The organism is Nocardia sp. NPDC049149, from assembly GCF_043197455.1.
Classification (GTDB): domain Bacteria; phylum Actinomycetota; class Actinomycetes; order Mycobacteriales; family Mycobacteriaceae; genus Nocardia.
In genome coordinates, this window is record NZ_JBICTD010000003.1 from 222281 (window position 1) to 242573 (window position 20293).

General features: G+C 68.5%; 10 protein-coding genes. 1 reads left to right on the forward strand and 9 read right to left on the reverse strand.

Going from position 1 to position 20293, the window contains the following annotated elements; genetic code table 11:
• Positions 1 to 14 precede the first annotated feature (14 nt).
• The 4 genes from ACGFNJ_RS11915 to ACGFNJ_RS11930 all read right to left on the reverse strand — a co-directional run bounded on the left by ACGFNJ_RS11915 (position 15) and on the right by ACGFNJ_RS11930 (position 8088).
• The gene (locus tag ACGFNJ_RS11915) at positions 15 to 1109 is read right to left on the reverse strand and encodes a phosphopantetheine-binding protein (protein ID WP_393446323.1); all 1095 of its coding nucleotides are present in this window, start codon (positions 1107 to 1109) and stop codon (positions 15 to 17) included.
• Positions 1106 to 5854, reverse strand: a complete 4749-nt coding sequence (locus tag ACGFNJ_RS11920; RefSeq protein ID WP_393446325.1) for a beta-ketoacyl synthase N-terminal-like domain-containing protein — start codon at positions 5852 to 5854, stop codon at positions 1106 to 1108. The genes ACGFNJ_RS11915 and ACGFNJ_RS11920 overlap by 4 nt, the downstream gene beginning before the upstream one ends.
• A 32-nt stretch (positions 5855 to 5886) precedes the next feature.
• Positions 5887 to 7125, reverse strand: a complete 1239-nt coding sequence (locus ACGFNJ_RS11925; protein ID WP_393446327.1) for a multidrug effflux MFS transporter — start codon at positions 7123 to 7125, stop codon at positions 5887 to 5889.
• Between the two features lie 231 nt (positions 7126 to 7356).
• Positions 7357 to 8088, reverse strand: coding sequence for an AraC family transcriptional regulator (locus ACGFNJ_RS11930; protein WP_393446329.1), 732 nt, complete (start codon positions 8086 to 8088; stop codon positions 7357 to 7359).
• Between the two features lie 77 nt (positions 8089 to 8165).
• Here ACGFNJ_RS11930 and ACGFNJ_RS11935 point away from each other — a divergent pair, with 77 nt between their 5' ends.
• The gene (locus ACGFNJ_RS11935; protein ID WP_393446331.1) at positions 8166 to 9350 is read left to right on the forward strand and encodes an MFS transporter; all 1185 of its coding nucleotides are present in this window, start codon (positions 8166 to 8168) and stop codon (positions 9348 to 9350) included.
• Here the strand turns inward: ACGFNJ_RS11935 and ACGFNJ_RS11940 are convergent.
• From ACGFNJ_RS11940 to ACGFNJ_RS11960, 5 genes are all read right to left on the reverse strand, one after another.
• The gene (locus tag ACGFNJ_RS11940; RefSeq protein ID WP_393446333.1) at positions 9332 to 13108 is read right to left on the reverse strand and encodes a hypothetical protein; all 3777 of its coding nucleotides are present in this window, start codon (positions 13106 to 13108) and stop codon (positions 9332 to 9334) included. The two genes, ACGFNJ_RS11935 and ACGFNJ_RS11940, sit on opposite strands and share 19 nt — an antisense overlap.
• 284 nt (positions 13109 to 13392) lie before the next feature.
• The gene (locus ACGFNJ_RS11945) at positions 13393 to 13668 is read right to left on the reverse strand and encodes a hypothetical protein (protein ID WP_393446335.1); all 276 of its coding nucleotides are present in this window, start codon (positions 13666 to 13668) and stop codon (positions 13393 to 13395) included.
• Between the two features lie 34 nt (positions 13669 to 13702).
• Complete coding sequence (locus tag ACGFNJ_RS11950; RefSeq protein WP_393446337.1) at positions 13703 to 14227, reverse strand: hypothetical protein; 525 nt, start codon at positions 14225 to 14227, stop codon at positions 13703 to 13705.
• Positions 14228 to 14339: 112 nt separating this feature from the next.
• The gene (locus ACGFNJ_RS11955) at positions 14340 to 19463 is read right to left on the reverse strand and encodes a hypothetical protein (RefSeq protein WP_393446339.1); all 5124 of its coding nucleotides are present in this window, start codon (positions 19461 to 19463) and stop codon (positions 14340 to 14342) included.
• Positions 19464 to 19564: 101 nt separating this feature from the next.
• Positions 19565 to 19864, reverse strand: a complete 300-nt coding sequence (locus ACGFNJ_RS11960; RefSeq protein ID WP_393446341.1) for a hypothetical protein — start codon at positions 19862 to 19864, stop codon at positions 19565 to 19567.
• Positions 19865 to 20293: the final 429 nt, after the last annotated feature.

Below are 20293 nucleotides of genomic sequence, written 5' to 3' on the forward strand. Positions count from 1 at the left end.
CGACAAGCCGGGCGTCACAAGATCGCCGTGAGGACGCGCTCGAGTTCCACCGGCGACAATTGCTCGATGGCGGTGGCGTCCAAGGTGGTCAGCATGTTCGCGTCGTCCGGTGGCACGACGGGGACCTGAATCGGTGCCGCCGCGGCGCTATCGAGCGAGCGTTCGAGATAGTCGGCGAACTCGGTGATCGTCGGATAGTCGAAAGCGGTTGTCTCGCCGGGTTCGAAGCCCACCGCGGCGGTGATCTTGGTGCGGACCTGTTCGAGCTGGATCGAGGTCATGCCGAGATCGAAGAACCCGCGATCCACCGGAGGCAGTTCACCGTCCGGATAGGCGAGGGCTTCGCTGATCCACCGCTGTAACTGAGTGCGCAGGTGGCGGCGGCGCAGTGTCGACGGCAGGTCGGCCAGCTCCGACCGGAACGAGTCGGAGTCGAGCTCAACGACGGCCTCGGATACAGGAGCGACAGCAGGTGCTCGCTCCGGGGTCAACTCGATCCGAATCGACTGCGGGACAACGGACTCGTCCGCACGAGCGAGCGGCGCGACTGTGGGTGCGCTTGGCTCCTGCGGAGAACTCACCCCGGCTTGCACCGTGTGCTGCGGCCAGAAACGCTGGCGCGACAATCGGGTCGGCGGGAGGTAGACGGGGAGTTCCTCGGTGAGTTCCGGATGGACGGCACTCCAGTCGACCGGGAATCCGACAGACCACAGTGCGGCCAGTCGATCGAGATGGCCTGCCGCAACCAGCTGTCGTAGGTACTCGCGGTCGGCCTCCAGCGCGTCGCCGAACTGGTTCGCTTCGGCGCGGCTCGCGTGGATTCCCCTCCCCCGCAGCGACATTCCATTGTCGGACTGTTCGACGAAGTAGCGCAGCTGCTCGACCGCGTCGGCGAGTGTGCTCGCGACGAAGGCGAGGCGGTGCTCGAGCGCCTCCCGGCGCAGCAGGAGCGTTTTCGCGACCGCGGGCAACGTCACGGTCGTGGCGAACGCCGCCCTGCGGCGATCACGCACACTGGACTCCAGATAGTCGGCCAGCGTGCCGGCCTGTGCCAGTAGGGCTTCGGCGGTCCTGCCGGAGACGCCGAAGACGTATCGCGGGGGCGTCATGACTGGTACTCCTCGAGCAGAACATGGACATTGGTGCCACCCGCGCCGATCGACGACATCCCCGCGCGCAACGGCACCTCGCCGGCACCGCCGCACGCGGGATCCCAGTCTTCGAGGGTCTGCTGCAGGTAGACCGGCGAGTTGGCGAAGTCGATCGCCGGATTGGTGCGCTCGGCATGCAGCAGCGACGGCACCAGCGTGCGGTTCTGCAGTTGCAACAACACTTTTGCCAGTTGGGCGACGCCGGCCGCCGCCTCCGCATGCCCGATGTTCGACTTGACCGAGCCGATCGCGCAGTACTGGCGCCGCGATGTGGCGAAAGCGGCACGGACGGCGGCGATCTCGACCGGATCACCGAGTCGCGTTCCGGTGCCGTGCGCTTCGAAGTAGGTGACCGTCTCCGGGCTCCACTCCGCCTGCCGCAAGGCACGTTCGATGGCCGTGGTGTGCGCGGCCGGGCTCGGCACGGTGAAACCGTTCGTGCGGCCGCCGTGCGTGAGCGCGCTGCCGCGAATCACCCCGTAGACCCGGTCGCCGTCATCTACCGCGTCCGCCAACGGCTTCAGCAGGAACGCCCCGACCGCCTCGGCCGGAACATAGCCGTCGCCGCCCTCGCCGAACGCCCGACAACGTCCGTCCGAGGAAAGGAACTGATACTGCGCAAGCATCTGGTACTTCGACGGATGCAGCGTCAGGTTCACCCCGCCCGCGACCGCGACGGAGCACTCACCGCGGCGCAAACTTTCGCAGGCCAAGTGCAGGGCATACAGCGACGACGAGCACGCCGCGTCCACCGTCAGACTCGGACCGCGGAAGTCGTTGAGATAGGACACCCGATTGGCCACCGCGTAGGTCTGCGAGTTGATCGGCACATAGGCGTTCGGTCCGGCGGCCTCGTGCTGTACGAGCTGGTAGTTGTTGAAGCTCGCGCCGACGAAGACCCCGACTTCGTTGTCGTGCTCCGCACCGAGTCGCTCCGGGGTGTACCCCGCGACTTCGAGGCAGCCGCGGGTCGCCTCGAGGAACAACCGCTCCTGCGGATCCATGAACGCCGCCTCGACCGGCGCGATACCGAATGCCGCCGCATCGAAAAGGTCTACGTCGGAAAGGAACCCGCCCCACTTCGCGTACACCTTGCCCGGCACGTTGCGCCGCGGATCGAAGTACCGGTCGTGATCCCATCGTTGCGCCGGAATCTCCCCGACGGAATCGACTCCGGCACACAGGTTCTGCCAGAACTCCGGCACCGAATCGGCCCCGGGAAACCGGCCGTCGAACCCGATCACGGCGATCCCGTCGGTGCCATGCCGCGGTCGCTGAGCACCGGACCGCCGCACCGAAGACCCGAGCCACCGCCCCACCGGACCGGGCCCGGCCGCCGATGAGTCCACTGCGGCAGTCGATTCCGGTCCGCCAGTCGATGCAGTGGCGTGGCCCACCGACTCCACGCCGACCCCTGCCGCTGGATCGGGCCGGATCGTTGCCGTCAGGCCTGCTGGTTCGCGCCTAGTCGCAGGTCGAGTCGCTACCGATCCGGTCGACGGCGGGCCGTCGACGGCCGCCGACGTGCGGGCGGCGTCGAAGTAGGTGCGGACGCCGTCGGCGTAGTCGCGGTGGATTCGAGTGGCGACTTCGTGGATGTCGCGGCATTCGAAGAACAGGGTCGCTGCGATGTCGCCGAATCGCTCGGACAGCTGCAGGTTGACGGTGTGGATGATCAGCGAATCTATCCCGAGGTCGGCGAATGCCGTTGTAGTGCGCAGGGTTTCGCGTGGCGCGCGGGTTGCCTCGGCGACGAGGTCGATCAGCAGTTCTTCCAGGAGCGGGGTTCGGTCGGGTATCGACTCGGGTGCCGCGACGACGCCCGGGTTGTCGACCGGCTCCGGGGTTGGCGCGACCGCTGTGCTCGCTGGTCGCTCAGCAGGGACATGTCCGTCGATGCGCAGGTCGGTATCCTCGTGCCAGAACGAATGCTGGTCGAAGACGTAGCCGGGCAGTCCTGGCAGGCGGGGTGTTTCGTCGAGCTGTGGGCCCGCCCAGTCGACATCGCAACCGCGCAACCATAATTCGAGCAGCGCCGCCGTCAGCACGCCAGGTTCGCTGTCGGCGATCTGCACGACCCCCTGCGGCGCTGCCCCGGCCAAAGGCCCGAGCACGATCACCGCCGACGTCCGTGCACCGGCGGCGGCGATGGCGGCGCCGAGGTCCGCCGAGGCAGGGAGTTCCAGTCGACGCACACGGTAGGCGTCGTCCGTGCGCCGAGTCAGTGCACGGAACTGAGTGAGCCGCGCCGAGCGCACCATCGAGCGCGCACGTGCTTTGTCCGCGAGCGCAGTGAGGTCGGCATCGCCGAAAAGTGCCGCTACCGCATCACTTCGATCGATGATGCCCGTGCAGATCAGCACCGCGAGCTCCGCGGTCGCGGGTGGCAGCCATCCCGGCGGCGTCAACCCCCATGCGCGGTCGATCTCCCCCGCGGCCACATTGACGGCGAGCGCCAGCGCGGCCAGTTGCTCGGGCGTCAGTTCGGGCGCCGCGTCGCCGAATTGCCGAATCGCGTCGGCCGCGGCGAAACCGCGCTCGGCCAGCAGCTCCTCCCAGCGGCCGATGGCGCGCGCGAAGGTGTGCTGGTGGTCGAGCAGCAGCGCCGCCTGCGTCATGTACGGGGTGACCTCGGTCAAGGTTCGCGCGCACCCCCGCACCAGCTCATTCAGGTAACCGGCGTCGATCTCGTTGGGCAGCAAGCATTCCCCGTCGACCACCACGGTGTGTTGCGGCGGCGCGTGCAACACCAGCGGATCATCGACAAGCAGCGCCCCTACTGCCTCCTCCATGGGAATCGCCTGCGCGTGCACCAGCGCCGCCGCGGCACCAACGGCGTCGAGCGCGACCACCTCGGCGATCGGCACCCGGCGCCGGGTCAACACCGCGAGCCCGTCGAGATGCGCGACGAACCGAGCGAGCCGCGCGTCCGCGGCGAACTCGCCGCCTCGATCGGCGATCAACGCGCGCAGCTCACGCTCGGCCGCCGAATCCGGCAGCGCCACCGGCGCGGCCGCGGCGGCCTCGTGCGGTGCGAGCAGCACCACAGGCTCAGGCGAGGTCGACACGTGCCGAATACCGTTGAGCTCAGCCCCTTCCCGTACCGCGGCAAGCAGCGACGCGACGTCCTCGGCCGTCACCCCGATCCGATACGGCAGGCTCAGCAACCGCTGGTTCGCCGCCCGGCACAGCTGCGGAATGAATCCTGGCTCCGCCCACCGTGGTTCAGCAGCCCAGGAAACAAGCGTATTGCGCAGCGCTGCAAAGGTTTTGGCGGCTAGCGTGAAGACAGCGGGCGCGCACCGCGGCGTCGCGCTGTGCCGAGCTCCCGACGGGCAGAAGACGCCATCGGCATTCCGCGCCGGTAGCTCGCCGCCGCCCGCGGCAGCGACGTGACCCCCTGCGGCACTGCGACTGTCGCGAGGTGCGCACTCCTCCACCACCGCATGGCAATTCACGCCGCCGAAGCCGAAGGAGCTGATGCCGGCCACCCGCGGGCCGTCCTCTGCCTGCCAGTCGACGAGGGCACCTGGGAAGCGGATGGTCGCGCCGACCGCGTGCAGCAGCGGGTTGGGGATCTCCATGTTGCGGGTCGGCGCGATCCGGCCGTGGCGCAGCATCAGCAGGACCTTGATCAGGCCCGCCATGCCCGCGCCCGCCTCGACGTGGCCGATGTTGGTCTTCACCGAGCCAACCGCGAGCGGCGCCCTGCGTTCTCGCCCGTAGACGCTGTTCAGCGCCTCGATCTCGATCGGGTCGCCGAGGCTGGTGCCCGTGCCGTGCGCCTCCACGTAGCTGACGTCCGACGGCTCGACTCCGGCGTCCGCCAGCGCCCGCCGGATGACGTCGGTCTGTGCCGCGACGCTCGGTGCGGTGAGGCCGCGGTTGCGGCCGTTGTGGTTCGTGGCGATGCCGCGCAGCACGCCGTAGATGTGGCAACCGAGCCGTTCGGCCTTCGCACGGGTGGTCAGCAGCACCATGCCGACACCCTCGCCGGGGACGTAGCCGTTGGCGCGCCGGTCGAAGGTGAAGCATTGACCGTCGGGGCTGAGCATCCTCGACTGGGCGAACGCCAGGTACCGCCACGGCGAGCAGACCACGTTCACTCCGCCGACCAACGCGAAATCGCAGTCCTCGGTGCGCAGGTCGCTGCGGCCCTGCGCGAGCGCGACCAGCGACGCCGAGCAGGCGGTGTCGACAGTTCTACTCGGCCCGTTCAGGTTGAGCAGGAACGAGATTCGGTTGGCGGCGAGGCAGGCATAGTTGCCGGTGGGGTCGAAGGCGTCGACCGGCTTGTTATTGGTGAGGCCCTTGATCAGGTAGTCCTGCGCCATCAGCCCGACGTTCACCGAGGTGCGCCCGGACTGCAGCAGATCGATCGGCAGACCGGAGTCCTCGATGCAGTGCCACGCCTCCTCGAGCAGCAGCCGATGCTGCGGGTCCATAGCGATCGCTTCGCGCGGCGAAAGGTTGAAGAACGCGTTGTCGAAGTAGCGGGCCCCGGTCAGCCGTCCGAGCCACTTGGTGTTGATCTTGCCGGGATTGCGGTCGCCCTCCGCGTAGAAGCGGTCCCGATCCCACTGGTCGGGGCCGACCTCGTCGATCGCGGAATGCCCGGTCGCCAGCGTCCGCCAGAACTCGCCGGAATCGCGGGCATTCGCATACCGGCAGGCGAGGCCGACCACGACGACATCTTGGTCCATCGTCTTCCACTCCCTGGCCTTCTCGTCGTGCCTCAACCGCGAATATCCCGGCGGCCCAGCGTCATTCGCACAATGACGGCGAACGTGCACAACACAACGGCAAGCACACCCATCGGTATCGCGCTGATCCCGCCGAGGCCGACCAGCGGCGCGACAAGTGCGCCGAACAAGAACTGAGTGCAGCCGAGCACGGCCGACGCGCTGCCCGCGGTGGCGGCGTGCGGCTCGAGCGCGAGCGCGGTGGCATTCGGTTGGATGAAGCCGATCGAGGCCACCATGAGGAACAGCGCGGGCGCCAGGAACCACAGCCCGAGCCCGCTGACCACCACGATGAGCACCGCTACGCCACCGAGCGCCAGACCGAACAACCCGATATCGAGCAGCGCGCGCGGGGTGCGCCGATTCAACAAACGCGCGTTGACCCCGTTGGCGACCAAAATTCCGGCGCCATTGATGGCGAAGAAAAGGCTGAACAGCTGCGGCGACGCCAGGTACACCTCTTGGAATACGAACGACGACGCGGAGATGTAGGCGACCATGGCGCCGAAAGAAAAGCCGACAACAAGGACATAGCCGACGAAGGACCTGTCCCGCATCACTTGGCGCACATCGTGGCCCATCATCACGATTCCGCCGCCGCGGCGCTCCTCGACCGGCAGCGTCTCGGGCACCCACAGATAGGCGAGCGCCAGAAACATCACGCCCAACGCGGCGAGCACCAGAAAGACGCCGCGCCATTCCACGAACCGCAACAGCTGTCCGCCGGCAACCGGCGCGATAATCGGGGCGACACCGTTGACCGCAAGCAGAATCGAGTAGGCCTTTCCCGCTTCCGGACCCTCGTACACGTCGCGGACAACGGCGAACGCGATCACGATGCCCGCCGCCCCCGCGATCCCCTGCAACAGCCGAAACAGGTCGAATACCAGCACGTTCGGCGCGAACGCACACAGCAGCGAGGCGGCGATGAACACCACCATCCCCACCAGCAGTGGCCCGCGCCGCCCCCGGGCGTCGCTGATCGGGCCGACCAGCAATTGCCCGAACGCGAGGCCGATCAGGCACGCGGTGAGCGACGATTGCACGCCCGACTGCGACGTTTGCAACGCGGCGGCAGTTTGCGGCAGGCTCGGCAAATAAAGGTCGGTCGTCACCGGGCCGAACGCGGACAGCGCGCCGAGGACGGCGATCAGCCGAACGCTCCGCATTCCGCCGACGGCACTGCGCTCGACGACACCGTTGGTACTCACGTCACCTACATCGATATTCACGACGAACCTCCTGGCCCTCCAGTGAGGCTCGATCCAGCGATATTCATCCCCCTGTCCCCCTTGGTCGAAAAGTGTAGGGAGGGCTCCATTAACACGCCATGAACGAAGGGTGGACAGAAAAACCCGCGCAAGTCAGGTGCGTCACACCCCATCGGAACCGGACTTATTCGTGCCGCACGTGTACCGAAGTCTTATTCGCCGACATTGCCCGATTCCATTCGAGCGCGTTATTCACCGCATCCGGTATGCGCCAGGGGTGTGGCCGAGCGTGCGCCGATACACCTCGATGAACGCGCTGGCCGAGGACCACCCGCAACGATGCGCGACCACGGTGACCGGCACCTGCTCGGCGAGCATCTGCACGGCGTGATGCAGGCGCAGCTGAGTCCGCCACTGCGGATAAGTCATCGCGAGCTCGGTCCGAAACAAGCGGGTGAGCGTTCGTTCGCCTGCACCGACCTGCCGCCCGAGCGCACCGAGCGTCCACACCTCGGTGAGGTCGGATTCGACAAGGGCGCAAGCCTTTCGGAGGCGCTCGTCGCGCGCCGCAGGCAATCGCAGTGGTTGCTCGGGGCTGCGCCGCAGTTGGTCGAGCAAGGCTTGGCGCAGGGCAACGAGTTCGGTGTCGGGCAGGTCCTCGGCCGTCGAACAGGTGATGATCAGCTCACGCACCAGCGGAAGCGCGGTCAGCACCGACGGCACCGTCCAGTCGGGTGCGAGATCGAAAGGGAAACCCACACAATGGAATTGCGTAGGGCCGTAGAAATGGTGCTCGTGCCAGCACCCGGCCGGGATCCAGATTGCCCTGTCCGCGGGCGCAATCCAGGTGCCCGCCGCGGCGCGCACCTCCGCAACACCCGAACTCGGATACACGACCTGATGCTCGGCATGCCGATGCCGACTGATCCGCGCGCCGCCGTCCAGCACCTGCGCCATCGTCGTGTCGTGGCGGAATATCGACATAGTTAGGCATTTTATCGGAAGTCAGCTGCACCCTGCCGTCCATAGGCTGCTCGAGGGCCTCGGAAAGGAGGACGACAATGGTGCATACAGATGTCGATGCCGTGACCGTCGCGGACCAGACCTCGCCATGGAAACGCATGCGGTACTGGATGATCGCGCACGCAGTCGACGACTTCTACCAAGGTCTGGTACCCGCGGCCATCCCGTTCTTCGTGCTGGAACGGCACTACAGCTACGTCGCAGCCTCGGGTCTCGCGCTCGCCGCGACGCTGGGCAGCTCGCTCCCCCAGCCGGTGCTCGGCGTGCTCGCCGATCGGTGGCGGCTGCTGTGGCTGGCACCGGCGGGCGTGGCGGTCGCTGGGCTCGGCGCGGGACTGGCCGGCCTGGCCCCGACCTACCCGGCAGTGTGGATCTTGTTGTTGCTCTCCGGGATCGGCGTCGCGGCATTTCATCCCTCGGCGGGACGAGACGCGCGCAGGGACGCAGGCGACAGCGCGACGGCGATGAGCCTGTTCGCGGCGGGCGGCAGCATCGGATTCTTCCTCGCACCCGCGCTGGCGACACCGGCGCTGGTGGCCCTCGGCCTCGGCGGCACGGCCCTGTTCATTCCGCCCGCGGTGCTGATGGGTTTCATACTGTGGCGCTATCAGCAACGCCAGGCGTCGGCTTCGCGCGCCACCGCCGTACGCGAGGGCAAGGACCGGTGGACTCCGTTCCTCGTGCTCACCGCCGCCGCGGTGGTCCGCTCGGCCCTCGCCGCGGGCATGAGCACGTTCATCGCGCTGTACTGGATCACCTCGCTCGGCAGTTCCCCTGCGCTCGGCGGCGGCGCGCTGGCGGCGTTCCTCGGCGGCGGCGTGCTCGGCACACTGCTCGGCGGCCGCATCGCCGACCGCCTCGGTGTGCTGCGCACGCTCCACATCGGCAGCGTCGCAGTGCTTCCCGCGCTCGTCGCGTTGCGAGTGGTGCCCGATCCATTGATCGGCCTCGCCTTCGCTGTGCTTGCCGGGGTGACGGTCAACATCCCGTTCGCCGTACTGGTCGCACTGGGGCAGGACTACCTGCCGAGCAGGCCGGGCACCGCGGCAGGCGTCACCCTCGGCCTCGCGGTCAGCGTGGGTGGGCTGTTCGTTCCGCTGCTCGGGATGATCGCCGACCGGCACGGACCACCTGCCGTGCTCACCGTGCTGTGCGTCGTCCCGGTGGTCGCGGTCGGCCTCACGCTGGTGCTGCCCGCGCCCGGTCAGCAGGTGCGGACGTAGGGCACCGACGGAAGCCGCGCCTTCCAGGTCTCCTCGTCGATCTGCGCGGCCGACGCGGCGCACAGCTTCGCCGCAACGTCGTCCGGATCGATGTACCACGACGCGGACATCTGATCGCCGACACCGATCAGGCGCGACTCGTCGTTCGGATCGAAGCGCAGGAACCACATCCAGCCCGCCTGCGCCTCGAGCAGATCGCCGAGCGGCTCGACGTGGGACGGATCGGCGATGTTCCACACCCGGGCCGTCTGGTCGTCACCACCGGAGGCCAGGCGGCGACCGGATTGATCGAGTGCCAAGGTCCGCACGCCTGCGGTGTGCGCGCGCACCTCGCCGAGCTCACGGATGTCGGACAGGTCGGAGGCGTCCCACCAGCGGATCATGCCGTCATCGTCTGCGCCGAACAGCGTTTTGCCGTCGGAGCCGAACAACAACGCGCGCACGTTCGCGCCGTGCACGTCGAGCGAGGCCGGTGGCTTGCGCGGATCGGAGCTGTCCCACACGTGTATTCGCGAATCGTCGTCGGCGGCCGCGACGAGTGAGCGGCCCGGCGCGAACGCCGCGAGCTCGACGTGGCGGTCGTGGCCGGTCGACAGGTTCGCCAACGGTCGCACGGCGGCGGGATCGGACACGTCCCAGACCTGCAACGAGCGGCGATCGATCCCGGTGAGCAGCCGATCCCCCTTCGGCGAGAAGGCAAGGGGGCCACCAACTCCCGCACCCGGCAGCGCGCCGAGTGGGACGGGATGCGCGGGGTCGGCCACATTCCACAGCTTGACCTCGCCGCCGCCTGCCGTCGCGAGCAGCTGCCCGTCCGGGCGCAACGCGACCTCGGTGCCTCTGCGCTCCGGCGGCCCGGCCTGCACCTCACTGACCGAGCGGCTGTAGGCCGGATTGGCGACATTCCATATGTTGACCTGGCCGTCCCGCAGCCCGCTCGCGAGCACCTTGCCCGCCTTGTCGAAGGCGATCGAGCTGAGCGCGCCCGCGAACACGATGGGCACGTCCACCTGCGCGTGACTCCAGGTCCGGAGTCGCCCGTCCGCACCAGCCGTCACCACCTGGGCGTCCGAGACGATCACGAAGGACTGCACCGAACCGCTGTTGCCGCGGATCTCCCTGCCGACCGGGGCGATCCGGTCGGGGCGGTTGGTGTTCAAGCCACGCAGGGTGCCGCCCGCGTCCGCGACGGTGAGCAGCCGCCCGCCCAGCCAGAATTCGAGCCGGGTGATCGGCACGGGACGGCGTTGGTGCTGTCCGATCAGCTGCGGGCGATTCGGGTCCGTCACATTCCAGACCTGCACCATGCCGTCCGCGGTGCCCGCCGCGAATCGGCCGCCGGGACCGAAAGCCGTTGCCTGGACCGCGCCTTCGGCGAGCAACGGAACGCCGAGTGGCGCAGGCCGTTCCGCGTCGCTGATGTCCCACAACCGCACCGTGCGGTCGTCGCCTGCACTGGCAAGCATGCCGGAGTCCTGCGCCAGCGTCAGCGCGCGGACCGCGCCGGTGTGCACGGCGAGAGGCTCCCCCAGCCGCCGAACAGCTTGCGGTGACTCCACATTCAAGAAGGTCACGGTGCCGTCGATGCCACCGACGACCACGGTGCGGCCGGTCGGTAGATAGGCGACGGTGGTGAGGGCCGTGCCGATATCGAACTGACCGACCGGACGCGCCTGCTGCGGATCCCGGACATCCCAGAGCCGCACCGTCCCGTCGCCGCCGACGCTGACCAGCGTGCCGCCATCCGGCGCGAACGCCACCGCTTCGACATGCCCGCGATGACCGCTCAATTCCGGCCCGACCGGGGTGACGGTGAGCGGATCCGCGATGTCCCATAGTCGGATAAAGCCGTCATCTCCCGCACTGGCCAACAACTTTCGGCCCGGGCTCAACGCAAGCTCCCGGACGAGTCCCTTGTGCGCCGCCGCCGAGCCGATGCTCAGCGGCAGCACCTGCGCCGCGAGCAGCCTGGCCCGTGCGGCGGGATCGGCGGGATTCAACCGATAGGCCGCGAGTGCGAGCTGCGCCGACAACCCGCCATCGACGTCCTCGATCCGCTGCGACTGCTCGATGAGCTGACTGCGCAGCACGTCCTTGTGCTCCTGCGCGACCTTAGCGCGCTGCCCGACCACCACCACCGAAAGCACCAGCGCCACCACGGCGAGCATGGCCACGGCGGTCAGGATCAGCCTGCGCCGCACGGTCCGCCCGTGCTGGCGCGACAGCGACGTCGAAATGAACTCGCGGGCAAGCTGATTCGACGACTCGGTGCGCCGCATCCATTCGTCCGCGTCCTCGAGCCGAGTCCTGGAGTACAGCAGCGACGCAGGGCGCTCCTGCCGCGCCCACTCGCGGGCGTCGGCTTCGATGCGCTGGCGGGCCGGCGCGAATTCCTTTTCCTCGGAAAGCCATCCGGCCATCCGAGGCCATCCGGTGAGCAGCAGATCGTGCACCAGCTCGATGTCCTCGCCGCGGCGCACGACCATGCGCAGTTCGGTCAGCCGCGCGATGATGGATCGGACAGCGGCCGGATCCGCGGATTCCTCGATCAGCCCTTGGACCGGCATCCGATTGCGGACAACACCGGTCGGCCCGGTGATCGTCAATGCGATCAGCACATGCCGTGCGCTCTCGTGTTCGGCCTCGGTGAGCCGCGACCAGAACATTTCGCCGCCGACCGCGCAGGCCCGCGCCAAGCCACCCGCTTCGCGGTACGCATCGAGGGTCAGCGTCCGCCCGCGCCGATTCGCCCAGGTCGCGGCGAGCACGAAGGAGACGAGCGGTAGTCGCACCGAGCTGTGTGCGTCGATGGTGGCCAGATCCTGGAGCAGGACCTCGACCAGGCTGTCCTCCACCCGCAGTCCGGTGACCGCGGCGGGCCGGACGATGGCCTCGCGCATTTCCTCGGGCGTCATCGGATTGAGCAGCATGACGTGATCGCGCAGCACCATCATCAGCTCCGGATAGCGCAGGAGCTTGGGCAGGTGCGCGGTGTCGAACGACATCACGACCATGGTCGGCTGCTCGGACTGCGGACCGGCGAGCATCGTCAGCGCAGCCAGGAACCGTTGCCGCAGTGCGTCATTCGCGCACCGGGTGAACAGCTCCTCGCCTTGATCAACCAGCAGCAGGCTCGGTCCGTTCGGGCGGTCGTCCAGCGCGATCGCCAGCGCGGTCATCGGATCGTCGCCCGGCGTCATGGTGATCGGTGTCCGCGCACCCGGCGCGGCGAGCAAGGTGGTGGCCAGCAGCGAGGTCTTGCCGACGCCGGAGGCGCCGAGCAGCAGCACCATCGACACCAGCTCGCTCGACTCGGCGGCCGACATCACCTCCAGCAGTTGCTGTTTCGCCTCGTCGCGACCGAAGAAAAGGTCACTGTCCTCGGGTCGGTACGCCCAGAGTCCGCGGTAGGGCTCGCGATCGATGTCGGGCGCGGGCGGATCGACCCGTGCGCTCTTCCAATCTTCGTGCCAGCGCACCAGATCCAGCAGCGAGGCATCGATGCCGGGTGTGTCGGCGGCCCGGCGCCGCGCATCGGCGATCAAGACCTCGAGCACCGGACGGACCGAGACGAAGGTGGCAGGCGTGCGGTTGCCGCGCCGCCAGTCGCTGATCCGCTGCGCGGTGATCCGGGTCGCGCCCTCCGGGATGCGCGCGTTGGCGGCACGGACCACCGACTTCACCGGCGGTGACCCCGCGGCGACGAACAGCTCGCCGAACCGGACCGCGAAGAGCCGCCGTCCTTCGGGACGGCTCATACCACTCACGAGGTTCCCCAGCATCGAACCGGGGGGCCTGCGGGTAACCTGCCCTTCCATCGGCGGCCTAACGCCGAGGGGCGCGGATCGTGGCTGCCGTGCCGGGCAGCGAACAGGGCAATCGCATGATCTCCACCGAGCTTTCGGGTATCCGGGAAGTGCGGTAGCGAGGTGACGACGCCGAACGGCCAGATGATCTTATCAGCGGGCATCGCCGAACCAGGGTCGCGGCGCGGACGCCGCGACGCCCATCGCCGAGCCGACGATGGGCGCCGCGGATCTGCTCATAGGACGTGGGTAAGCCCCATGAGCAGGGCATTCTGCACCGCAGGCAACAGACCCAGCGTGAGCACCAGTGCCATCCCGACACCGGTTCCGATGAGGCGGTGCCGGTTCCACCACCCGACGGGCCCCGGGCGGGCCTCGTCGCGGAGGCGGACGATGATGTCGGCGTCGGTCGCGTTCTCCTCGTAGTAGCCGAAGTTGACCGGAGCGGAGCTGACATCGAGCAGTCCGGCGAACGGGGCCGCGGTGTTGGCGCTGGATCGGGTCTCGAACATGATCGAACCTCCTGTGCTTGTGGTGGCCGAAGGATCAGAAGATGGTGTCGGACCAGGGGTCCATCAGCGTGTGGTAGATGTCGTCGGTGAAGTCGCCGCGACCGATCAGGTCGCCGAGGACCGCGGCGATGACGGCACGGTTGACGGTGGTGAGTGCGCCGAGTGCACCGAGCGACTTCAGCAGCCCGCCGAAACCGTCGCTGTCGCCGGTGGTCATCGGCGAAATCGCCTGCCCGGCAATGAGACCAGCGACCTGTACCGCGCGAGTGCGGCCGAATTCCTTTGCCGTGTCGGCAGCGATCTGCGTCGCCTTCGAGTCGTCGGTCGACTTGCGGAAGTTCGACAGCAGCCCGGCGAGGCCTTCGCTGCCGGACAGCGACGTCGGCATCCCCTTGTCCGCATGGACATTGAGCAGCTCGATCTCGTCGGAGGTGAGCTGGGCGGCGCGTTCGACGATCTTCACGACCTCACGCCACTGCGGCCCGTACAGGTATTCCAGGTGCAGTGCCGGATCGGATGGGTCGAATCCGGAGTCGGTGTCGGTGGTTTCGGGGTTCATCGGATTTCTCCTGTGTGTGTGGAGGGTATTTCGTTGCGGGACAGAGATTTCGGTTCGCCGATCCGGCCGGAGCCGGTTCCGGCGTTCTCGTGAGAACGCCGGAACCGTTGGATCAGAGGGACACAGCGACCAGGTGGCGGGCCTCCTGGTTCGTGATCCGCCCGTCGGCCGCGTTCGTCCCGACCAGCGGGAGTTCGGCCTCGGCCTCGGCGTCGGTCTCGACCTCGGCCGCCACCTCACATTTCTGCGGGGCGCAGTTGCTCTTCGGGGCGAGCGACTTCTGCAGCGAGGCAACGAGATCCGCGAGGCTCGCAGTGTCCGGGATGTCGTCCAGGAACTGGGTTCCGGTCGGCGCCATGCCGCCGCCGTTGCCGCGCGAGGTGCCCTGATCCTGCCAAGCCCGAATGATCGAAACGAGGTAGGACTGCAGACCCGGGTTGGCCAGCGCGCAGATCGCCGCGATGGCCGCGATGGCTGCCAGCGCCAGTGCCGCCAGTGCGGCGAGCGCAAGCGGAGCCAGCACGGCAGCGGCGGCCAAGCCGAGCACAGCAGCAGTCGCCAGCGCCGCCAGGCCGAGTGCAGCGGCAGTGGCAAGAGCCGCCAAGCCGAGCACGGCAGCAGTGGCAAGAGCCGCCAAGCCGAGTGCAGCGGCGGTAGCCAGGGCCGCCAAGCCGAGTGCAGCGGCAGTGGCAAGAGCCGCCAAGCCGAGTGCAACACCCGCGGCCAGAGCCGCCAGGCCCAGCCCAGCACCCACGGCCAGCGCCGCCAGGCCGAGCACCGCACCGATACCCACCGGCAACGCCAGCGCCAGCAGCGTGCCGAGCAGCGCGACGGCCAACAGCACCGCCAGCGCCGCCGGAATGGCCAAGCCGAACAGCGGGATGGCGATCAGCGCGGCGATCACCGCACCGCCCGCGACCGCCGCAGCGGCGACCGCGGCGAGTCCGGCCACAGCCAGTGCCGTCAGCAGCGCACCGAGCAGCAGGCCACCGATCACGCCTGCGGTGAGCAGTGCCGCCGCCGTAACGACCGCACCGAGCAACAGCGCGCCGAGCACGATCGGCGTCGCGACAGCGAGTGCCACCAGCGCGGTCAGCGCGATCGCGCCGGTCGCGACCAGCAGGCCGAGGCCGATCGCCCCGGCAACGCCGAGCGCGGTCAGCACGGCCACCGTTGCCAGCGCCGCCAGTGCCAGCGCACCGAGCACCGCTGCGCCGATGGCGAGTGCCGGGATCCCGAACAGAATCAGGGCCGGAATCGCCACTGCCGCAAGCGCACCGAGGGCCAGGGCCCCAAGCACGACCGCCGCCCCGAGGGCCAAGGCCCCAAGCACGACCGCGGCCCCGAGCCCGAGCGAAGCCAGCACCGCGAGTCCCGCGATGACGAACGGTGCCGCAACCAGGCCGACCGCGATCAACACCGGAATCGCCGCCAGGGCAAGGGCGCCCAACACGAACGGAGCAGCAACCGCGGCCAATGCGAGCGCACCTAGCACCAGAGCACCGATTACCAAGGCGCCGAGCACAAACGGAGCAGCAAGCACGGCCAGCGCGATCGCACCGAGAATCACCGGAGCTGCCAATGCGGCCAGTGCCAGAGCACCAAGCACCAGTGCGCCGAGCACCACCGCGCCAATCGCCAAGGCACCGAGCACAAACGGAGCAGCAAGCACCGCGAGCGCGATCGCACCGAGAATCACCGGAGCTGCCAATGCGGCCAGTGCCAGAGCACCGAGCACCACCGCGCCGACTGCCAGCGCACCCAGGATGAACGGCGCCGCAACCACGGCCAGCGCGATCAAGCCCAACACGATCGGTGCAGCGAGAACGGCCAGCGCAATGGCACCGAGCACCACCGCACCAATCGCCAACGCACCCAGGATGAACGGAGCAGCAAGCACTGCCAGCGCGATCGCACCGAGCACCAACGCACCAATCGCCAACGCACCGAGGATGAACGGAGCAGCAAGCGCCGCAAGCCCCAGTGCAATCGCACCGAGCACCAACGCGCCGATTACCAACGCGCCCAGGACAACCGGGGCGGCGAGGGCCAGAGCGATCAGCCCAACCACGATCGGCAATGCCAGGGCGGCCAGTGCGGGCGCGCCCAGGACCGCGGCAACGACGACCGCAGCGAACGCCAGTGCACCCAGGGTGGCCAGCAGACCGACGGCGAGTCCGCCGAGCACGATCGCACCGGCAACCACCGCCGCGACGACGACGATCGCCGCCACCACCGCGAGTGCGGCCAGCGCAACCAGCGCGATCGGCCCGGTCCACCAGCCGAAGACCACCACTGCCAGCGCGGCGAGAGCCAGTGCGCCGAGCGTGATCACCGTGCCGAGGGCAAGAGCGGCCACCACGGCGAGACCGGTGACCACCACCGCGGCGATCGCGATGGCCGCGGCCAGTGCCAGCGCGCCGAGCGCGATGGTGCTCGCGACACCGAACACCGTCAGTGCGACCACGGCGGCCAGGGCGAGAGCACCGAGGACGATCGCCCCGGCGACGCCGATGGCGGCCAGGATGACCAGCGCGATCGGCCCGGTCCACCAGAGCAGCGCCACCACGGCGAACGCGGCGAGCGCAAGCACGGCGACCGTGGCAACGGCGGCCAGACCCAGCGCCCCGAGCGTCACGAACCCGGCCAGGCCCAACGCCAGCGCACCGACCCCGACCAGCGCGGCAAGCGCCAGTGCGGGCAGGGCCAGCACGAACGGCGCGAGTACGGCCGCAGCCAGCGCCGCAAGCACGGCAGCGCCTGCGGCGAGCACCGCACCGAACCCGACGACCGCACCGAACGCCAGCGCGGCAAGCACCGCAGGCACCGCCACCAGAGCCAGCGCACCCAGTACCAGCGCACCCAGTACCAGGGCGCCAATTGCCAACGCGCCCAAGATGAACGGCGCAGCAACCACCGCCAGCGCAATCAAGCCGAGCACAATCGGCGCAGCAACCACTGCCAACGCGATCAAACCGAGCACGACCGGCGCAGCCAGCACAGCTAGCGCAATGGCACCAAGCACCACCGCACCAATCGCCAACGCACCCAAGATGAACGGCGCAGCCAGCACAGCCAGCGCGATAGCACCGAGCACCACCGCACCAATCGCCAACGCACCCAGGATGAACGGCGCAGCAAGCACCGCGAGCACCACCGCGATGGGGATCAGGGCAGGAGCCGCGAGCAGTGCGCCGACAGCGAGAGCCGCCAGCGCAAGCAGCACCGGCACCGCCACAGCCAGCAGCACGGGCGCGCCGAGGATTGCGGTCACCACGAACGCCGTGAACGCCAGACCGGCCAGCGCGACCAACCCGGTCACGATGGCGGCCGCGACCACGATCGCCGCGGCAACCGCAGGCACAGCGACGATCACGAGGGCGGCTACCACGGCAGCCGCGACCACGATCGCCGCGACCACCGCGATGGCGGCGAGCGCGACCAACACGAACGGTCCGGTCCACCAGGCAAAGACGACGATGATCAATGCCGCGAGTGCGAGCACAGCGAGGGTCGCCGCGACGCCCACGCCGAGCGCACCGAGAGTCACCAGCGAGGCCAAGGCCAAGCCGAGCACCGCGGCGCCCGCGGCGAAGATCAACGCGCCGACCGTGATCACCGCAGCAAGCGCAAGAGCCGCCAGCGCGATCAAGTTCGCGGTGCCGTACACCAACAACGCAACCACGGCGGCGAAGCCGAGCACGCCGAGCACGATCGCTTCGGCGACACCGAGGACGGCGAGGATCACCAACGCGATCGGCCCGGTCCACCAGAGCAGCGCCACCACGATCAGCGCGACGAGACCGATGCCGAGCGTGGCAACCACCGCCGTGAGGGCGAGCGCGCCGAGAGTGATGATGCCTGCCAGCCCGAGTCCGATGGCTCCGGTGACGACCACCGCCGCCAGCGCGCCGAGGGCAAGGACGATCAGCACCGGCGCCGCGAGCACGGCCAGTGCGACCGCACCGACCACCAGCGCGGCACCGACCAGCAGCACGCCACCGACGATCAGCGCACCGATGATCAACGGCGCGGCCAGGACAGCGACCACGATGATCGCGCCGACCACCAGGGCACCGACGATGCCCGCAGCAATCACGCCGGCGATGATCAACGGGATTGCCAGCAGCGGCAGGACCACGTTGTGGCGGGTGTTTTCCTTCAGCATGGCACCGAGGTCACGGAGTGCGGGCGCCAAGGCCGCGTGCAGCGTGCCCGCCGGGTCCGCGATGAGCTGACGGATCCCGTCGGCCAAGAGCTGCAACGGATCTCCGGCGCCGACGGTCTGGCCGAGCAGCGGAGCGATAGCGTCGCGCAGTGCCTGCAACGGATCCCCTGCACCGCCGACCTGACCGATGACCGGGGCCAGCGCTTCGCGCAGTCCCTGAATCGGATCGGGTCCGTCCTTCGGGAAGTCGAAGAGGGTGCGGGCCTGATCGATCAGGTCCTCGATCGGGTTGCCCTGCGGATCGCGACGGGAGCCCGCCTGCTCGATCGCCTGGCTGACGAAGGACATCAGGTCTTCGACGGGCTGCCGCAGCGGTCCGCTCGGGAAGGTCTGATCGGCCCAGGTGGCCAGCTGCTTCAGATCGATGCCGGGGCTGATCACCTGCTCAGCGACCGCAGCCAACTCGGAAACCTGCGGCGACACGAAGCCGAGCGGGCCCGACGACGGCGTGATGGCGGCAGGCGTCGTGGCGACCGGCCTGGTCGGGTCGACGGCCATGGCCGGGTCGACCGCGGTCTGCGGCTTCGGTTCGGTGAAGTTGCGGATCATATCGGCCGCGCCTTCGACGGGAGTGCCTGCGGTGACGCCGTCCAAGGCGCCGAGCGCCTGATCCACCAGGTTCTCGCCGTTCGGGCTTCCTCCGGTCACGCCGTCCACAGCGCTCAGCGCTTGGTCAACCAGGCTCTGTCCGTTCGGGCCCAGATGCTGCGCGACGACACCGAGGTCGGGCACGCCTGCACCGATGTCAGGTACCGATCGGCCGAATTCGGTCACCGCATTGGTCCTCGACATCGGGTCGTGACCCGGCACCGTCTTGTTCAGGTTGTGCATGAACTCGCCGGGGATGGGGGGCGGCGTCGGCGCATCGGCTGCGGCACGACCGGCCGACATCATGACCGAGGCCATCGAGGCGAATGCAGCCGCGGCGTAGAGACCCTTGCGGTTGCGCTTCACTTCCTTGCGATGGCGCCCGGCGCGCTTGGTTATACGTTCGTGGGCTGCAGACATGGGGGATGAACCTTTCGATCGAACACTGATGCAGCGAAGACACAGCTGGATTCCGACTGAGCAGGCTGAGCGCAGAGCTCTCTTGAAGGCGACCTCGTTGGTTAGACCGGTCCGCTTTCACCGGTCGCACAGACCGCGCGCGACCATCCGCCATTGGCACCGACCGTGGTCCCGATGCGGGTGTGCAGGACGCCGCCGATGTCGCGGCACCGGATGTACGCGTGCTGGCCGACGCCGGCCCCAGGCTCACAGGTGATCGTGAGTTGATTCGGCACGGCGTAGTCGGAGCTGCATCCGGCGGGCGGCGGATCGGCCGAGGCCGGCCCCACCATCACCGCCGTGCACACTGCCGACAGCAGAAACATTGCAGCTAACGCCGCGCTGCTCTTGATTTTGTCCATGAGTACAGGGTTGGGAAGCCATACAACCCCGTCAACGAACAAATTGGTCAAACGCACTATCCGCGCAGGTCAACGTCCTATCCGCACTAATCCGCCGCGGAATACCTCTACAGGATCTTGACGCGGATCCCCCTTGACAGGCCATGCCTGTTACGTTATGTCACACCTATGACAACTCATCATAGCGATCTTTCAGCAAACTTTCTGGGCGGCCACCAAGCGACCATTTGGGCTATCCCACCCCCGCCCACAACGAGCAAACCCGGCACCGCACACATTCGGCGGAACCGGGTTAGCGACCAAGTCCATTGGCCATGAATGCCGGGCGATCAGGTGGTCCAGCGTCTGCCGGCGAGGCCGCCTTGCGTCAGGCATCCCGTCGTCGGTTCGATTCCTGACCGCGTTGAGAACGGCCGGAGTAAGGATGGG

What these genes read in the sequence shown, in the direction of transcription:
- ACGFNJ_RS11915 (WP_393446323.1), bottom strand. Translation starts at nt 1,109, where the DNA reads ATGACGCCCCCGCGATACGTCTTCGGCGTCTCCGGCAGGACCGCCGAA.
- ACGFNJ_RS11920 (WP_393446325.1), bottom strand. Translation starts at nt 5,854, where the DNA reads ATGGACCAAGATGTCGTCGTGGTCGGCCTCGCCTGCCGGTATGCGAAT.
- ACGFNJ_RS11930 (WP_393446329.1), bottom strand. Translation starts at nt 8,088, where the DNA reads ATGTCGATATTCCGCCACGACACGACGATGGCGCAGGTGCTGGACGGC.
- ACGFNJ_RS11935 (WP_393446331.1), top strand. Translation starts at nt 8,166, where the DNA reads ATGGTGCATACAGATGTCGATGCCGTGACCGTCGCGGACCAGACCTCG.
- ACGFNJ_RS11940 (WP_393446333.1), bottom strand. Translation starts at nt 13,108, where the DNA reads ATGAGCCGTCCCGAAGGACGGCGGCTCTTCGCGGTCCGGTTCGGCGAG.
- ACGFNJ_RS11945 (WP_393446335.1), bottom strand. Translation starts at nt 13,668, where the DNA reads ATGTTCGAGACCCGATCCAGCGCCAACACCGCGGCCCCGTTCGCCGGA.
- ACGFNJ_RS11950 (WP_393446337.1), bottom strand. Translation starts at nt 14,227, where the DNA reads ATGAACCCCGAAACCACCGACACCGACTCCGGATTCGACCCATCCGAT.
- ACGFNJ_RS11955 (WP_393446339.1), bottom strand. Translation starts at nt 19,463, where the DNA reads ATGTCTGCAGCCCACGAACGTATAACCAAGCGCGCCGGGCGCCATCGC.
- ACGFNJ_RS11960 (WP_393446341.1), bottom strand. Translation starts at nt 19,864, where the DNA reads ATGGACAAAATCAAGAGCAGCGCGGCGTTAGCTGCAATGTTTCTGCTG.